This window comes from Hymenobacter terrenus (assembly GCF_000972495.1).
GTDB lineage: Bacteria > Bacteroidota > Bacteroidia > Cytophagales > Hymenobacteraceae > Hymenobacter > Hymenobacter terrenus.
The window spans coordinates 396,283-412,666 of sequence record NZ_LATM01000002.1 but is presented as its reverse complement, the minus strand read 5'-3'; the positions used below and the strand labels follow the sequence as shown (position 1 = coordinate 412,666).

Sequence of the window (16,384 nt, the reverse complement as noted above, 5' to 3'; positions counted from 1 at the left end):
CAACGCCACGGCCCGTCGTTGAACCCATTTCAGCACTACTGCATGCACTTGTCGTACTTCCTGTTTCTAGCCGCGCACCTATTACTGGGCCCGCCCGTTTTTCTCGCCGCCCAGGCACCACACCCCTCAAGCCTGGAGCAAACCCTGCGCGCCAGCCGCTGGAAGAAACGGGTGTTGCTCGTAGCCGCGCCCACCACCGACCATCCCGACTTCCGGCAACAAAAGGCACTGCTAGCCAGCAATAAGGCCGAGCTTGCTGCCCGCGATTTTCTGATTCTGGACGTTCTGTACGATAAGCTCTCCCCCGCCGACAAGGAATTTCTGGTGCAGAAAATTGGCATCCGCCTCCCAAGCTTTGCCGCCGTACTCATCGGCAAAGACGGTGGAGTGAAAGAGAAAAGCCTCCGACCTATTGCACCGCAAGCGTTATTTAATACGGTAGATAAGATGCCGATGCGGCGTGAGGAAATGCGGCGGCCGGCTCACCCCGCTCCCCGGCCTCCTCTCCTGCGGAAAGGGGGAGCCTGACACCAGCGCCGAACCGGTGCCCCAGGGGGCCAGGGGTGAAATCCCGCTACCCCAACGACTTCGTGAACCCTACTTTAATCTTCAGCTGGAAGTCTGAAATCACCTTGAAAATCTCCTTCAGGGTCACCTGTTCCACCTTAGTCAGGGTTTTGGGGTCCAGGTAATTATCCGGTACCACTTTATCGCTGATAATCTGCACGGCCTGCTTTTTCAGGCGTACGCCCATGAGGTAGTAATAGGATTGCAGCAGCTCCTGGGCCTCACGCTCCGTGAATATGCCCTGGGCCTTGAGCGCCTCCAGGCGCTCACCGGTATTGGTGGCAAAAATGCGGTGCTTGAGGGCGTACATCCGCACCAGGTCCACGATGGGCGACATGGTTTTTTTCAGGTTGAACACCTGCTGGCTGCCCATGGTGAAGGTGCGGATATTGCGGAAAAACGTGAGCGGTGGCTCGTATTGCAAGGCATTCACGGCCATGTAGTGGAAAAAGCGGTCGACCGGCTTTTGCAGCTCCACGTCCAGAAAGGCGTGTAGCTCGTCCATAATGGTAGGGTCGCCGTAGAGGTAACGGCAGTCGAATGAAGCAGCGAACTGCATGCCGGTTTCGGGGTTCGAATCGGTCATCCACTGCACGTAGTTGCGCTTCCAGTGCGAGAGCGAGTGCGTCCACTGATGGTTTTTAGCCATGAAACCGCCTTCGCAGTAGCTGAACCCAATTTCGTTGAGACGGTCCGACACGATTTCGGCGAAGTGCAGGAAATAGGCGCGCACCAGCTCGCGCTGCTCGTTGGCTTTGTCTTCGTAGATAATGGCGTTGTCCTGATCGGTGAGTAGAGTTTGCTCCTTGCGGCCCTCGCTGCCCAGCACCATGTATACGAACTTGGCCGGCGGCGGCCCCAGCTCGCCAATTGTATCCTCAATCACTTTCAGGGCGATGGTGTCGGAAACGGTGGTGATGACTTGGTTCACGATTTCGGGCTTCACGCCGCGGTTCAGCAGCTGGTACACCATCTCGGGCACCTGCTCCCAGCGACGCTTCAGCTCGGGCACGGCCTGGGCTTGCTTCACCGACTGAATGAAGATGAACGGTGACTGGGCCTGGTCGTCGGTGAGCAGCTTGTTGCGGCTGAGAGAGCCCACATATACGCCATCGGCTTCTACCAGCAAGTAGCGGGTTTTAGTCCGAAACATCAGCAAAATAGCCTCATGCACAAACGCCTTGGTGCTGATGCTCACCACCGGCGCATCCATAATCGTCCCGACCGGCTGCTGAACATCGGCAAGGTTGGCCACCACCTTGTCGCGCAGGGTAATATCCGTCACGAAGCCGGTGATGAGGCCGTGACTATCGTCGTTGATGAAGTAGCAGCTGGTGCGGGCGGCCGCCATGCGGCGGGCCACTTCGTAAATGGGCGTGCTGGCGGGGCAGGCCATCACGGGGCGCAGTTCCAGAGTTTCGATGCGGCGCGAAAAGAGCTGGTCAGAAGCCAGGTAGTTTTCGCCGGCGCTGCTGGCCGGGCGCACAAAGTGGGCGTATTCCTCATTCAGCATGCGCTGGCCGTAGCGCATCGTGAAGAAGTGAAAGAACGTCTCATACGCCTGACACAGCGACCGAAACTCGCGCCGATGCAGGAAATAAACCCGGGTATCGCGCTTGGTCAGCACCGTACGGAGCGACCTTTTCTTATTGAGCAGCACTGAGATACCGCCGTAGCACTCGCCTCGGCGGCTGTGCTCAATCACGCGCCGGTTCTGCTGGCTGTCGTAAAAAAACGTTTCGTACTCCCCCTCCACGATGATGTCGATTCCCCGCAGCTTGGTCACGTCCTGGTAGTAAATAATAGCCTCGCGGGGGTGGTGCACCTCCACCAGGCCCTCAGCCACCTCGGCCAGCACCTCCTCGGGCAGCAGGTCGAAGGGTTTCACGGTGCGCAGAAAGTCGAGTCGTTCGTTCATTGGTTCGTTGTTAGTTGCCTGTTATTTGGTTAACAGGCATTCGTGCCGGAGGAGAACAGGCATGGAGAAAGCTCGTCATGCAATCAGGAAAAAAGCCAACAGCACCAGCGCCAGACCAGCAAACCAAAGCCACCCTGACACGCCCACCTTCAGCCAAGGCCGGCGCACCCCGACCGGCGCGGGGCCAGACAAGCGCACCACATCCTGCTGAGTCACGGTTTCATCAGTAATCGTGCCTTGCTGGCGCAGCTCGAAGTAGCAGCGGGCCGTGGCGCGGGCATCAATCAAGGCGTCGTGCTCCTTTTGCAGGGGCTCACGAAACAGGCGCTGGTACAGCTCACCGAGGCGCAAGAAGCCCTGCGTGGGGCGCCGCACCAGCTGGCCCGTGGCGCGCATGGTGCAGAAAGTGGGCAGCTGCTCCAGCGGATTCGCCAGTCCGGCGCGGTGGAAGCCCACGCCCACCATGTGGAAATCGAGCTGCATGAAGTGCGCTACTACCAACGGCTGGTAGTGCAGCAGGTCGCTTTGCAGGCGCTGCATCACGGCGTGACGGGGCTGGCCGTGTGCCCGCAAAAAATCCAGCGTCAGGCCGTGGATGCTGCCCGAAACCGGGTCCATGTCGTAGTCGCTAGGCTGGATGTAGTGGTTTTCGGCTTTCACCTCCTGCCCATTGGCCGTACACACCACCCAGGCCAGCTGCGCGATGTGGGGCCAGTTGCCCCGGCTGGAATACGGCTGGCTCCAGTCGCGCGGAATGCCCGATGTTTCGGTATCGACGAATAGCAAATACTCTCTCACAGTGCGGGCAGCCGGGGTCAATGGGCAAATAACTCAGACTACGAAGAATCTCACAAAGCAAGACACCGCTGCCCCGCCAGCACGATGTAGAGACGCCACCCTTGGCGTCTCCTCGTTGAAAGATGACGCACCAACAGTATAGTTTCTCTTGCCAACTGCAGCGCGTTGAATGATGCGTAACTTAATCGTTTCAGTATCGTGCAACGATTCAACCACCCCCGTTCGCGCTGAATAAACGAAAACTCCCCTCCTCGGCTGAGGAGGGGAGTTTTCGTTTATTCAGCGCTCTTGTAATGTACCTCCGACAGTCCGCGTAGGCGGTCAGCGCTGAATTCGGGGGTCACGTCTCGCTGCGGGTCGCCGAGCATTTCGTAGCCCACCATAAATTTCCGTACCGTGGCCGAGCGCAGCAGCGGGGGGAAGAAGTGCATGTGCAAATGCCATTCGGGGTGCTCCTGCCCATCGGTCGGGCGCTGGTGCAGGCCCGCGGAGTAGGGGAACGAGATGTTGAACAGGTTATCGTAGCGGATGGTGAGGCGACGTAGGGCATCGGCCAAAGCGTCGCGCTCGTCGGCGGTGAGCTGGGTGATGTCCTGCACCGGGCGGCGCGCTACTACCAGTGTCTCGAAGGGCCACACGGCCCAAAATGGCACCAGCACCACGAAGTGCTCGTTTTCGAGCACGACCCGGTCCTTCTTTTCCAGCTCAATTTTCAGGTAATCGGTCAGTAGCGTGCGGCCGTGTTCCTGGAAATAAGCCAGCTGTTGTACGCCTTCCTTGGCCGGCTCGCCGGGAACGGTGCGCTGGGCCCATATCTGTCCGTGCGGGTGTGGGTTCGAGCAGCCCATCATCGGGCCCTTATTCTCGAAAATCTGCACGTAATTGATGTCGGGCCGGGCACCCAGCGTTTGGAATTCCTCCACCCACAAATCCACTACGTTGCGGATGGCGGGCACGGTCATCTGGGGCAGGGTGAGGTCGTGGCGCGGCGAGAAGCAGATGACGCGACAGATGCCTGACTCCGCTTCGGCCCGCAGCAACCCACCTTCGTTGATGCCACCGGTGGGTACATCGGCTTGCAGGGCGCCGAAGTCGTTGTTGAATACAAACGTGGACTCGTACTTGGGGTTTACTTCACCGCCCACGCGGCTGTTGCCGGGGCAGAGGTAGCAACTGGGGTCGTAAGCGGGGCGCTGGTCGGTTTCAGGCTCTTCCTGCTGGCCCTGCCAGGGCCGCTTGGAGCGGTGCGGCGACACCAGCACCCACTCCCCGGCAAGGGCATTGAAGCGGCGGTGCGGGTGTTCGGTGGAATCGAAAGAAGACATGGAATTCGAGTATTTAGGCGGTGTAGAGACGCGACCCTTCGCGTCTCAATCGTTGCTACTATTTGGCCAGCTGGCACAGCCTTGGTCGCTCTAGCAGGAGACGCCAAATGCGACGTCTCTACAACCTTTCGGGCCGAAGAAATCAGCCTTGCGTAACGGTTGCGCCCACGGCGCCCACCCCGGCCACGATGGTCGTCTGGTAGGTTTCGAGCGTCAGGCCAAACCGCTCCTGGTAGGCCGCACTAACGCTGGCAATAAACCCTTCTACCTGCTCAGGCGCCACCAGGTTGATGGTGCACCCCCCGAAACCACCGCCCATCATGCGGGCGCCGAACACGCCGGGTGCCGCCTGGGCCGCTTCTACCAGCACATCAAGCTCTTCGCAGCTCACCTCGTAGTCATCGCGCAGGCCGGCGTGGGAGGCGTACATGTCCTGGCCGAAAGCCGTCAGGTCGCCGGCCTCGAGGTGACGGCAGGCCGAGTCGACGCGGGCGTTTTCCTGCACCACGTAAGTGCAGCGGCGGAACACGGTATCGCCCAGCTCAGCGCGGTGGGCTGCGAGCTGCTCCAGGGTGGCGTCGCGCAGGCTGGCCACTTCGGGGTAATGCTGCTGGAGCACCGCTACGCCGCGCTCACATTCCTGGCGGCGGGTATTGTACTCGGAGCTGGCCAGGCTATGCTTCACACCCGAGTTGCACAGCACGATGCGGGCAGCCTGGGTGTCGAAGGGGAAGTAGGTATAGTCGAGCGACCGGCAATCGAGACGCACCACTTGGCCATCGCGCCCAAACAGGCTGGCAAACTGGTCCATGATGCCGCATTGCACGCCGGCGTAGGTGTGCTCGGCCTTTTGGGCAATGCGGGCCAGCTCCATCTTATCAAATTCGGTGTGGAGCAGCTGGTTCAGCGCAAAAGCCAGCCCGCACTCCACGGCGGCCGACGACGACATGCCCGCCCCCTGCGGAATGGTGCCGCCAAACACGCAGTCGAACCCCGGAATAGCTACCCCGCGCTGCTGAAACTGGGCCGCCACTCCCAGCAGGTAATTGGCCCAATGGGTTTCGCTGGGGCTAATTTCGGCCGCATTGGCTAACTCCAGACTTTCGCCTAAGTCGTGGGCCCGCAGCCGGATTTGCGCTCCCCCATTCAACCCCACGGCAAACACCGCCTCCTTATCGACGGCCGCTGGCAGCACGAAGCCGCCGTTATAATCGGTGTGCTCGCCAATCAGGTTGACGCGGCCGGGAGCGCGCACGAGCAGCGGCTCGTAGCCAAAAAGCTGTTGAAACTCGGAGTGAACGGCTTTACTAAGTGTTGTAGACATCAATGAAAGAATACTTAGAGGCGAAGGAAAATGATGGCAAACAGGCTCCCAGAATACGCAGCCGGGGGCCACAACGGCTGATAATGGCTATTGGCACCGGAAAAGTAGTACGTAATGGCATCATCTGTGCGAACGTTTGCATTTAAATCCAAGGACCTACTTTCCAGTCTGCGCTTTGCTGTTTTTCATACGGATGTCCGTAAGCTTTGGCAGTCAATTGCCGGTCCGGCCACCAAAGGCGGCATTTAGCTGGACCCGTTTCCCCTCCACTAGCGCAGTTTTGGGGCCGGTGTAGCGGTAGCGTGAGCTTCGTAAATCCGCACGTGTTACCGCGCCTCCTGAAGCGTGGACTTTGTATAATCTACGCTTCACCCAGTCCAAAAACACTCTAAAAACAAGTTACGGAGTAGTTTCAACGGGGGTCATCCCTATTAAAACTACTCCGCAACGTGGGTTAAAAAGGAGCGAGTCTACCACCCTGAAGCTACGTTGCAAGGGGCTGAATCTCGAATCCGGCTTCCGTCACGGCGAGCACAATTTGTGCTGCCGTGGCAGAGGGCGCCGTAATGGTCAGCACTTTATCGGTGCTGGCGGTATCGACCTGCCAATTGCTGGCGCCTACCTCCTGGTTTAGAGAAGGAGTGACGGCCCGCACGCAGTTAGCGCAGTTGATGGTGGTTTTGAAACGGAGGGTTGACATGGCTGATTTTTGGGAGAAACGCACAAGCTATAGCGCAACGGCTGTAGCACGGGCACTAGTGAATAGTGGAATAAAATTACGGCCCGGTGCGCCGCAGGTTCACACAGAATTCCTCCTCAAATAACCAATATTCTGGCGTGGGCTTGGCGTTTCAGCCCGTTCGGTCAGGACTTTTTCTCCAGTTCCATGCCGCAGGTGGGGCACTTGCCCGGCTTAGCACTCTGGCTGCCCGCGCAACCCATTGGGCACTCGTAGCTTGCCTCTATGGCGGGCACAGTGCCGGGCTTGGTAGTGGCGGCCGGAGCAGATTCGGCCGTGGTGGCCGCCGGCTTCTCGCTTTCACAGCCGCTCAGGCACAAAGCGCTAGCCCCGAGGGCAGAAAGAAAGAACAGACGAAACTTCAGAAGCATGATTGGGTGGTATGGGAAAGCCAGCCGAAGGCCAGCCCGGACAATTGTCAGTTACACAAATTTAGCGCGGTTTTGAGGCTTGCGTTTCCGGCGGCGTAGACTCTGGTTCGAAAGCCGGTCCCCTTATAAAACGTTCCTTCCTTACACCTATCGCCCTGGCTTGCCTTCACGGGGCGGGGCAGCGTTACGGCGTTGGCTTAGAAAAACGCGGGTCCTTAATAAACGTGTCATCGGTGAGGGTCCGCATGAAGGCCACGATTTTCGCCTTTTCGTCGGTCGTAAGGTCCAGGGTGAAGCTCGTCTGGCGTGGGTCGTTGGTCGTGTTGAGCATCAGCGGGTCGATATTGGGGCTGTTTAGCACCACGTGCTCGTTGTAGTGGCTCACTACTTCCTCCAGGGTCGAGAAGCGGCCGTCGTGCATGTAGGGCGCCGTGAGGGCGATGTTGCGAAGCGTGGGCACCCGAAACTTGCCGTTGTCGGTGGGCTGGCCGGTGAGGGCGCCCAGGCCCAGGTCGAGAAAGGCCCGGTCGAGACCGTTGTTGCTGAAGGTATGGTTGGTTTGCAGGTCGCCGCTGTGGCAGTCGCTGCAGTTGCCACCGCGCAGCGTGCCGGTGGGGTGCGTGCTGAACAGCACCAGCCCCTGCTGCTCGTAGCTCGACAGGGCCGTACGGTCGCCGCGCCGGAACTGGTCGTAGCGCGAATTACCCGAAATCAGCGTGCGTTCGAACTGAGCTAGGGCTTTGAGGATATTCTCTTCGGTGATGGTGCTGCTGCCAAAGGCTTTGTTGAACAGCGGCGGGTATTTGGGCAGCAGTTGCAAGCGGGCCACGCCCACTGCCAGCGACTGGTGCATTTCTACGGGCTTTTCGATGGGAATGCGGGCTTGGCTTTCCAGCGTGGTGACGGCGCCGTCCCAGGTCAGCTTGGGCTCCCAAAGCAGGTTGGCCAGCGACATGCTGCTGCGAGGCGACACGGCACCATTCACGCCCACGGCGCGAGCCAACCCATCGGTGAAGGCCAGCTCCTGACGATGGCACGAGGAACAAGCCACCTCGCTGTTGACCGACAATGCCGTTTCGTAAAACAGCTGGCGGCCCAGCGCCACGCCTTCCTCCGTGAGCGGGTTGTTGGCCGGAACTGGGAGTGGATTCGGAAAATTATCCGGAATTTTTAGGTTATAGGCCGTGGGCCCGGGCCCGGAGCCGTTGGGGTCAGTGGGCGCTACTGCGGTATCCGAATCCTGCTTGCAGCCCACTAGGCTCAGCAGCAGCGCGCCAAACAATACTAGTTTCATACCCATTTAATTGCCGTAAACGTGTTTGATGGTTAACATAGCTGCTGCATAGTTTTCGGCCCCAATGGTGCCCAGGAGTTGCCGCTTTCCACTGGGTAGATAGTGGCAAAGTTAATGCGGTTGGCGGAGTAACGCTGTAGAACAAGGCTTTCATATAACTACCTAATTTTAGGAGGCAGTCTGCATCAGCCAGAAAGCTGCAAGAAGGGTGTAGAGACGCGGCACTTCGCGTCTCGTTGTTGAACGATAACGCCCAGACGATATCCGAACGGCGCGGACGACGAGACGCCAAGTGTGGCGTCTCTACACCGGGCGGGCTAACGCAAACAGTCTCTAAATGAGTACTGTAATACCTGTTAGTACCGGAGCACTCCCGGCTCACTTCCGAGCATGCTTTCCCTCGCTCCTACCAACATTACCACTGAGGGTAGCCCTCAACTTTTCCACACCGAATATTCCTGCCCTCAGTCACTCAGCAAGCTCAGCTCGAAGCTGATGATGGTGCCGCGGCTCAGCTGCGAGTTTATTGACAGCTCGCCGCCCAGCAGGGCTACGCGGTTGCGCACCCCGGCCAGGCCGATGCCGGCCAGGGGCTGGGCCGTCAGGGCGGCGGGGTCGAAGCCGCGCCCATTGTCTTCTACGCTCACTTCGAGATGGCTGCCTTCGCGGGCCACGTGCACTTCTACTTCGGTGGCACGGGCGTGCTTCATCACGTTGTTGAGCAGCTCCTGCACAATGCGGTACACCGCGATTTCAACCGGCGGCGGCAGGCGCTTTTCCAGGTTGGTCAGGTGCAGGCGCACGGGCAGCTTGGCACGGGCAATGCGTTTCACCAGTTCTTCCAGGGCGGTGCGCAGGCCGAAGTCTTCGAGAATACTTGGCGTGAGCTCGAAGGAGAGAGTCCGCGTGGTGCGGATGGCTTCGTCCAGCAGCTTGAGGGCCTGACGGGGCAGCGTGGCGGGCGTAGCGCGGGTTTCGAGGCTGAGCTTGGTGGCGTAGAGAAGCTGGCCCAGGCCGTTGTGCAGGGCCTCGGCAATGCGGCGGCGCTCCATCTCCTGGGTGGTGAGAATGGCGGCCAGCACCTCCTGCTGGCGGCGCAGACGCAGCTGGGTGGCTTCTTCAGCCAGGCGGTTGCGCTCAGTCACGTCGCGGAACAAGACGAGAATGCCTGTTATCTCACCCTCGCCCTGGGAGCGCAGGGGCACGTGGTACACGTCGTACTGCCCCGCGCGGTGCTCGAAGGCCTGCCCTTCGAGCAGCACGTGCTCCCCGGTCAGCACCCGGCCCACTACCTCTTTGGCCTCGTCGCAGTCGAGGCTCGGGATGGCCTCGAAAATAGACCGGCCCAGGGCGGCGGCAGGCTCGTGGCCGAAATAGCGGGAGGCCTGGCTGTTCCAGGCCGTGATGGTGCCCTCGCGGTCGAAGGCCACGATGCCATCCACGCTGTTTTCGAGCAGGCTTTGGGTGAAGTCGCGCTCGGCTTGCAGCTGCTTTTTCTGCTGCTCTACTTCGGTCACGTCCACCGACAGCACCACGGCCTGCTGGCGCTGCGCGTCGAAAAACCCGTAGTTCTGGAGCGCCACCAACTGACCGGCTACTTCTAGCTCGGCCAAAAACCGGCTCTGCTCGCCGCTGAGCACCTTCAGTAGGGGGTCGCGCAGCGCTGGGAATTCCTCCAGGCTGTTGCGGTCCACCAGCGCGTCGTTTTCCAGGCCCAGCGCCTGAAGCCCCGCCCCTACTGCCTCCAGGTAGGTGCCATCGGGCTGGATGCGGGCCAGTATCATGGGCATATTGGTGAGCAAGCGTTCCAGCACCAGGGTTTTGTAGTGCAGCTCGTCCTGGGCGGCGTACAGGGCGGTTACGTTGCGCAGCACGCCCACGAAGCGCCGCGCCGGCCCGTGCGCATCGGTCAGAACCCGGCCCGCCACCGATACGTGGTGCTCCGACCCATCGGGCCACACCACCCGGAAATCGAGCACGAATGGTTTCAACGTGTTCAGAGCATGCCGCATAGCCACGGCCACCCGGGCTGCATCGTCGGGATGCACCCGCTGGCCCGGCACTTTCACCGGCACGGGGGCCGGGTTGTAAACGTAGCCAAAGGCCGCCTGGGCGCGCTCGTCCCACTGCACTTCCTGCCGGAGAATGTCCCAGGTGAAGATGCCGGTTTCCGATGCCTCCAGGGCCATGGTCAAGCGCGCTTCGCTCTGGCGGAGCTGCTCGGCGGCCAAGCGGGCGGCCGTGATGTCGCGCCAAAGCATGTGCACTAGGGGCGAGCGGCCTTCCTCCTCGATGGGGGTGAGCACGGCTTCCACCCAGATTTCCTCGCCCGTCAGCTTGTGCATCAGGGCTTCGCAGCGCATGGAGCCCGTTTGCAGGGCTTGCTCAATCGACTTGCGGAATAAATCGACGGTGCGGTAGCCGTCGGGCTGTAACTCCGGGGCCGACGCCCAGGCGTACTGCCCCACCAGCTGTTCCCTGCGGTAGCCGCCCATCATGCGCAGAGCAGCGGCATTGCAGTCTACATAAGTGTGCCCTTGCAGGAGCACCACGGCGTCGTGGCTTTCGGCGAAGAGCTTGCGAAAGCGGGTTTCGCTGGCAGCCAGGGCATCAGTCACTTGGCGCCGCACGGTACTATCAATCACGGCCAGGCGGCAGTGCTGGATTCCGGCGGGGCCAGCGGTGGTGGCGTCCACGCGCAGGCCTTCGAGCTGGGCGTAGAAGGGGCTGCCATCCTGGCGCTGGAGCATCAGCTCGCAGCTCTGGGTGATGTCGGTGCTGAATACGCGGGCCAGAAACTGTCCAAACTCCATCCGGTTGGTCGGGGCCACGAACAGGGCAAACCGCCGCCCCATCAGGAGCTGCCGAACGCTGCCCAGCTGCCGGCTGCCGCAAAGGTTGAGCTGCGCTATCAGGCCGATTTCGGTGAGGGTGAAGTAGCCTACCGGGGCAAAATCGTAGAGGTCGATGTACTGGTCGCGGGCCAGCTGGGCTTCGGCCTGGGCCAGCAACAGCTCTTCGTACTGCATCTCCAGCTCAATCTGGTGTACCTGCAACTCCTGTATCAGGCGCTGGGTTTCTTCCGGCGACTGGTGCTCGGTGGCATGCGTCACCAGGAGGCGGCGCTTTTCGGCGCGGGCACGCAGTTCCAGCATGGCCTCGTGCAGGTCAGCCCGAGAGCCTGGGATAAAATCGTCGGATGGCATATTGAGTAGAAGGCAAGCAGAGAGTAGCAGTACGGCAAGTTACCGCTTGCGACCAGGTAAATCTAACCTTACCAGCGAATTACCTTTGGAAACACTATAGGAAGCAGAGCCTCCAAAGTGCCACCATGGCAAACCAAGACGGCACTTTGGAGGCTCTGCTTCTTGGGGGTTAGCGCTGTTAATCCTGAGCTTGCAGCCTAGGCCCGTCAGGGTGCCGCGGTGGGCCGTGACCTGGGCAACGAAATCTTGCACGATGGGAATTTGCGGGTCGAGCAGGGCCTGCTCCAGCTCGCGGCCCACCAGCTTCTCGGGGCCCACTTTGCCCTGACGGGCCACCAGCTCATCGCGCCGGTCAGTTTTCTGGCGCAGCTCATTGGCCAGGTTATCGGGTTGGGACATGGTGAAGCTGCTTAGCAAGAAGCCGGGTACCCTAATAATTTAATATACTCTCTGACAAGGCCGGGCCTATCTTCGCGGCCTAATCAGTTCTACCCACTGTGCCTATTCTTCACGCCGAACTTCAGGTTCTAGGTCGCCAAGTGCCCTGCGCCAGCGCCTCGTTCTCCTTCCACCAGGCCACTGACTACAAAGGCCAGCCCAGCTCGACCGTGCATAATGGCTTGCTGGAAGTGGTGCTTACCGGCTAAGCCGCCTGCTTGTCTATCTGGCCTGAGTTAAAGCTCGACCCCTTCCGGCGGGTGAGCGGCCATCTCGTCTTCTTTCACGGCACGGGGCAGACGGCCAAGCGCTACACCTTCTACAACGCGGCGCTGGTGTACTACGACTGTCGTTTGGAGGCGCGCGGCCAGCATAAGCAAGCCGCCCTAATCACGACGCTGCACTTCTCGGCCGCCACGGTGGAGGTGCAGGGGCAGCGGGTGGCCGCCTACAGCGTCATCCCCTGGCGGACCGACCCAGCCACCAGCTTCCGCGCCCTGACCAAACCACCGGACCCACTACCTTGGGCTGGCCTTGGAGTCGTCGTGCGCGAAAGCCTGCTCAAGGCCGAGCAGCTGGCCGGCGGGCTCGTGAAGAAAGTCATCACCCCAACCGGGGAGTTGGGCACCGAGCTACTGGGGGTGAGCGCGGAGGCAGTGGCGCGGGCAGCTTCGCTTACGGCTGGTATTTTGCTCACGCCGGCTAATGACGTGGACGCGCCGGGCTATGCGCCGGAAAAGGATTTCAACAAGAACCACCCGATTCCACTGCCCGACCGCGACCAACTGCGCCTTTCTGAGCTGGAGCTGGAACACGAACGGCGCAGCCTTACGCCTGATGAGGAGGCGGAAATGATTGCACTATTGGCCAAGGTTAAGGGCATCCACGTGCAGAAGTTTAGTGATTTGGTAGCAAAGGTTCCTTTCGGATTTCCAAATTCCGAGGAGTTTGTTCAAGCCGGAGAAGACCTTAAAGCAGCCTTAAAAGAATCTAGCTTAGCCTATAAAAGTATTGGAGTACGCGGAAGCTCTGTAACTGGGTTGTCTAGCAAGGGGGGAAGCTTTAGAACAAAAGCACAAAATGGGCTCAACCCGAGCGACGTGGATGTGTTTATTGAATTATCAGATGACATTGATTTAACCGATAGCAAATCTATCCCTGGCTTTATTCATCCGGATAAGATAGCTAAACGTTATCCAGCTTTAAAACAATGGTCCAAGAAATGGACCCAAAAGTTAGGTAGAGAAATATCACCAGGCGTTTTTAAGCCCAGAACTTTCACTGACAAAGACGTAATCTTTTTCAAATAAAAACATGGCTAATTTATTCTTCTCTCTTCCAGGCGAGCTTCAAGAAGTTACTCAGATAGTGTTCCAGGTGCTTGGGGCTTCATCCACCATGCAACGGGATAGCGCCAACGTACTTGGTGGTACGTACTCCGTATTGTCCGTTTTGGGGTTTAAACTAAAACTAGAACAGAACTCCTATGATTACGAAGACCAGTATAACTACATGCTGTCAATCAACGAAGATTACTTATCCGGAGTGGAAACGGACGAAGACATGGCAGAAGATATTAGTGATATAATAGTAAAAGTTTTAAGGAAAAATGTCTCGTTTGAGATAGCACAAGAAAAGGCCGATAGATTAGTCATTCATTCAGCAAAAATGGATGAATGAAAGGAAAGCAGCTTACTTAGGCGAGAACTAGATACATAGGTGGCAATCACGGAATAAATAACCAGATAGGACCTCCAGCCTGGCCTCAAGCTCGATACCTTCCGCCAGGTGAGCGGGCACTTGGCCTTTGTATAAGAAATGAGTCTTTTCATCTCTCCTTCGCAAGAGCCTAACTGGAGAATAAACGAAGAAGCTTTTCAAGCAGCGTTGTTATCTCGTTGGGACGGGGCCGTAACCGAAAAAATAAACGACTCTAACATCTCCTTCTCATTAGAATGGACTATCAAGCAAAACCAAGACTTCCTAACTGGAAGCATGAATAGTGATGGTAATACTATCGTGATAGAATTTTCTACGCTAACGTTAGGCGCTGAATTTGCTCTATGGGCTTATTCACAGTTTCCAGTAAAAGATGGTATCGTTTTATACAATGACGATTACTCTAATTCGTTGGATGTAACGGAACAAACTGTTATGGAAGAGGTCATAAACGAATTTGCTTAACCTATACCATTAGTATTTCTTCTACTAGTATGAACACTTCCGTCGAGCTGGCCATCCAGCAACTGCGCGACAATCGCCGTATGGAAGCCGACGAACAACTCACTATTTTCGAAGAGGTTTTAGACCAAATTGCGGAAGACGAGGACATAACTAATATCCCCGCACTCTGCCAAGGATTTGATGACGACACTGACCACAGTGAAGTTATGTGGGGTCTAATCCACCTTATCGAGAGCTACGACCGTTTTAGCAGCCGTGCAGAACAACTTCGCTACTTTCTACAAGGCGCTCCGGCCATGCTACCCCACGCGGCCGAGTGGTTGACCACGATGCTGGCCCGAGTTCTAAACCAAGACCAAGCGCGGCAAGCTTTGGCCAACGAACTAGCTGCCAGTCCCCCCGCTGTTCGGGAGCCAGTAGTTGATGTGCTACGCAAACTCGCAGCGGAAGATTCTGAGCGATTTGCTACTAAAGTGAGCGAAGTACTAGCCTAATAGCATTTCAGCGGCGGCTAGCAAGCCCTCGAAGGCGCAAGCAAAAAGAGTCCCCAAAGCGCGGCCCCGATTTGTCGGGGCCGCGCTTTGGGGACTCTTTTTCTTAGGAGTTGGCGGCGCTAATCCTGAGCTTGCGACCTACGCCGTCAGGGTGCCGCGGTGGGCCGTTACTTGAGCAATAAAATCTTGCACGATGGGAATTTGCGGGTCGAGCAGGGCCTGCTCCAGCTCGCGGCTCACCAGCTTTTCGGGGCCGACTTTGCCCTGACGGGCCACCAGCTCGTCGCGCCGGTCGGTTTTCTGGCGCAGCTCATTGGCCAGGTTATCCTGCTCCTTCCCCGGGGCCAGGGTAGTCACCACGGGCGTAATGGCGTTGATGTAGATATTGAGGCCCTGAAGTTCGTCGCTCAGGTCCTTAGCGGTGTCGCTGGTATTGCCCACGCGGTAGGTGCTTTCGGTGTTGCGGAAGGTGAGTACCCCAAGCTTGTCGGCGGCAAAGGCGAGTACGGCATCGCACTGGGCGAAGGTGCGGAGGAGGGAGAGTGAATAAACCATAATGTGGGGCTTACTTGGGTTAGGGTTGGGGTTAAAGTTCGGCCTCAAAGCTACACGGGTTTGCCAGTTTAAGATACTAGCATTATAAAAAATAATTTTATTTCTTTATATATCATACTCAACACAACATAGCCCGCTGGGCGGGATGCCCCATGAGGCAAAAATTCAGTAGCCCGCCCCGACAGCAGCCTCCGTACTAACTACGAAATACGAATCCGTATTTACCCCCCCCAAAAAAATGGTACTTTCATTTGATTACCTAAGCACCCAAAAACAGAGAGCTTTGCGATATGGAAAATCAACAAACCCGAAGCAGAGCCGTAACCTGGGCCCTTGAAATAACCGAAAATACATCTTTAGCTCCTTCCCCTTACGAGCGGCACCTCCTGGACGAATACGTGAGAGGCACGCTAAGTATTGACGAGGTTATTGAACTATTAGAAGACCCTAGCCAGAGCCAGGGCACCCAGCATCCGCTGGAACTAGCAGAGCGACGATGAGGGGCCGCCATTCGGAGGAGGGCCGCCCGGCCCCGAATCACGGCGCAGACCTACTCCGCCAGCAGGGCTTCGAGGGCCGCACTTTCGGCTTCGAGGCCGCGCAGGCGGGCCTGCCGCAGGGCCCGGGTGGTGGCCGTGAGGGGCACGGGAGCCGCCGCCGTGGCCAGCGCGAGGGCATCGAGCCAGTGCCGGTCGGCCACGGGGTCGGGGGTGGCGCCGGGGTAGGTCAGCCGTTCGTCGGGGTTTGGGGGCTCCAGCAGGGCGGTGCGCAACGCCGCCACGGCCCACTCGCGGCGGGCGTGCCCCCGCGACCAGCCCCCGCGCTGGCTCAGCTCGAAACGGGTCCGGGCCAACAGATACTGACAGCGCCGCAGCCGGACCCGCAGCGGGTCCGGGTCGAGGGGGCCGTCGGGCCCCTCCGCAGCAAAGACCGGGACGGGTGGCCCCTGCCCATCGGGCGGGGGCAGAGCCCGGGCCAGCACCCACAAGCGATGGCGCGGCCCCTCAGAGAAGTTTTTGTGACCGGCCTCCACAGCGGCCACCAGCGCCCGGCTCACGCCCATGAAGCGGGCCAGCTCGGCTTGGGTGAGGCCAAAGTGGGCGCGCACGGTGCCCGCCAGGGTAACCGGGGCATGCGGAGAACTAGGTCGGGCCATAGCAGGGAGCCGCGA

At 58.8% G+C, this 16,384-nt stretch carries 17 protein-coding genes; 6 read left to right on the top strand and 11 right to left on the bottom strand.

Annotation, left to right across the window (positions count from 1 at the left end):
• Positions 1 to 42 precede the first annotated feature (42 nt).
• Complete coding sequence (locus WX88_RS06315; RefSeq protein ID WP_046243455.1) at positions 43 to 528, top strand: DUF4174 domain-containing protein; 486 nt, start codon at positions 43 to 45, stop codon at positions 526 to 528.
• Between the two features lie 46 nt (positions 529 to 574).
• Here WX88_RS06315 and WX88_RS06310 read toward each other — a convergent pair whose 3' ends face one another.
• The 9 genes from WX88_RS06310 to WX88_RS06270 all read right to left on the bottom strand — a co-directional run bounded on the left by WX88_RS06310 (position 575) and on the right by WX88_RS06270 (position 11,941).
• Positions 575 to 2,485 (bottom strand): DUF294 nucleotidyltransferase-like domain-containing protein, encoded by a 1,911-nt coding sequence (locus tag WX88_RS06310; RefSeq protein WP_046243454.1) that lies wholly within the window; start codon positions 2,483 to 2,485, stop codon positions 575 to 577.
• 75 nt (positions 2,486 to 2,560) lie between these two features.
• Complete coding sequence (locus tag WX88_RS06305; protein ID WP_046243561.1) at positions 2,561 to 3,283, bottom strand: 3'-5' exonuclease; 723 nt, start codon at positions 3,281 to 3,283, stop codon at positions 2,561 to 2,563.
• A gap of 275 nt (positions 3,284 to 3,558) precedes the next feature.
• Positions 3,559 to 4,608 carry a UDP-glucose--hexose-1-phosphate uridylyltransferase gene (locus WX88_RS06300; RefSeq protein WP_046243453.1) on the bottom strand — a complete coding sequence of 350 codons (1,050 nt, stop codon included), beginning with the start codon at positions 4,606 to 4,608 and terminating at the stop codon, positions 3,559 to 3,561.
• Positions 4,609 to 4,750: 142 nt separating this feature from the next.
• A complete protein-coding gene (gene galK, locus WX88_RS06295) occupies positions 4,751 to 5,932 on the bottom strand; it encodes a galactokinase (protein WP_046243452.1) in 1,182 nt (393 codons plus the stop codon).
• Between the two features lie 484 nt (positions 5,933 to 6,416).
• Entirely contained in the window at positions 6,417 to 6,632 is a 216-nt protein-coding gene (locus WX88_RS06290; protein WP_046243451.1) for a heavy-metal-associated domain-containing protein, read from the bottom strand.
• Between the two features lie 164 nt (positions 6,633 to 6,796).
• Positions 6,797 to 7,042, bottom strand: a complete 246-nt coding sequence (locus WX88_RS06285; protein ID WP_046243450.1) for a heavy metal-binding domain-containing protein — start codon at positions 7,040 to 7,042, stop codon at positions 6,797 to 6,799.
• A gap of 184 nt (positions 7,043 to 7,226) precedes the next feature.
• Positions 7,227 to 8,336, bottom strand: coding sequence for a cytochrome-c peroxidase (locus WX88_RS06280; RefSeq protein ID WP_197076691.1), 1,110 nt, complete (start codon positions 8,334 to 8,336; stop codon positions 7,227 to 7,229).
• A 464-nt stretch (positions 8,337 to 8,800) separates the two neighbouring features.
• Positions 8,801 to 11,542, bottom strand: a complete 2,742-nt coding sequence (locus tag WX88_RS06275) for a PAS domain S-box protein (protein ID WP_046243448.1) — start codon at positions 11,540 to 11,542, stop codon at positions 8,801 to 8,803.
• Between the two features lie 39 nt (positions 11,543 to 11,581).
• Positions 11,582 to 11,941 carry a hypothetical protein gene (locus WX88_RS06270; RefSeq protein ID WP_046243447.1) on the bottom strand — a complete coding sequence of 120 codons (360 nt, stop codon included), beginning with the start codon at positions 11,939 to 11,941 and terminating at the stop codon, positions 11,582 to 11,584.
• A gap of 98 nt (positions 11,942 to 12,039) precedes the next feature.
• On the opposite strand from WX88_RS06270, the gene tssD reads away from it, so the two are divergent.
• The 5 genes from tssD to WX88_RS06250 all read left to right on the top strand — a co-directional run bounded on the left by tssD (position 12,040) and on the right by WX88_RS06250 (position 14,658).
• The gene (gene tssD / locus WX88_RS29870) at positions 12,040 to 12,189 is read left to right on the top strand and encodes a type VI secretion system tube protein TssD (RefSeq protein ID WP_156175972.1); all 150 of its coding nucleotides are present in this window, start codon (positions 12,040 to 12,042) and stop codon (positions 12,187 to 12,189) included.
• A 9-nt stretch (positions 12,190 to 12,198) separates the two neighbouring features.
• Positions 12,199 to 13,290, top strand: coding sequence for a hypothetical protein (locus tag WX88_RS06265; protein ID WP_046243446.1), 1,092 nt, complete (start codon positions 12,199 to 12,201; stop codon positions 13,288 to 13,290).
• 4 nt (positions 13,291 to 13,294) lie between these two features.
• The gene (locus WX88_RS06260) at positions 13,295 to 13,660 is read left to right on the top strand and encodes a hypothetical protein (protein WP_046243445.1); all 366 of its coding nucleotides are present in this window, start codon (positions 13,295 to 13,297) and stop codon (positions 13,658 to 13,660) included.
• A gap of 138 nt (positions 13,661 to 13,798) precedes the next feature.
• Complete coding sequence (locus WX88_RS06255; protein ID WP_046243444.1) at positions 13,799 to 14,164, top strand: hypothetical protein; 366 nt, start codon at positions 13,799 to 13,801, stop codon at positions 14,162 to 14,164.
• A gap of 29 nt (positions 14,165 to 14,193) precedes the next feature.
• Positions 14,194 to 14,658, top strand: a complete 465-nt coding sequence (locus WX88_RS06250) for an Imm30 family immunity protein (protein ID WP_052732400.1) — start codon at positions 14,194 to 14,196, stop codon at positions 14,656 to 14,658.
• A gap of 138 nt (positions 14,659 to 14,796) precedes the next feature.
• Here WX88_RS06250 and WX88_RS06245 read toward each other — a convergent pair whose 3' ends face one another.
• Positions 14,797 to 15,213 carry a hypothetical protein gene (locus WX88_RS06245; protein WP_046243443.1) on the bottom strand — a complete coding sequence of 139 codons (417 nt, stop codon included), beginning with the start codon at positions 15,211 to 15,213 and terminating at the stop codon, positions 14,797 to 14,799.
• A 550-nt stretch (positions 15,214 to 15,763) separates the two neighbouring features.
• Positions 15,764 to 16,369: a helix-turn-helix transcriptional regulator gene (locus tag WX88_RS06240; RefSeq protein ID WP_046243442.1), complete on the bottom strand. Its 606-nt coding sequence runs from the start codon at positions 16,367 to 16,369 to the stop codon at positions 15,764 to 15,766.
• Positions 16,370 to 16,384: the final 15 nt, after the last annotated feature.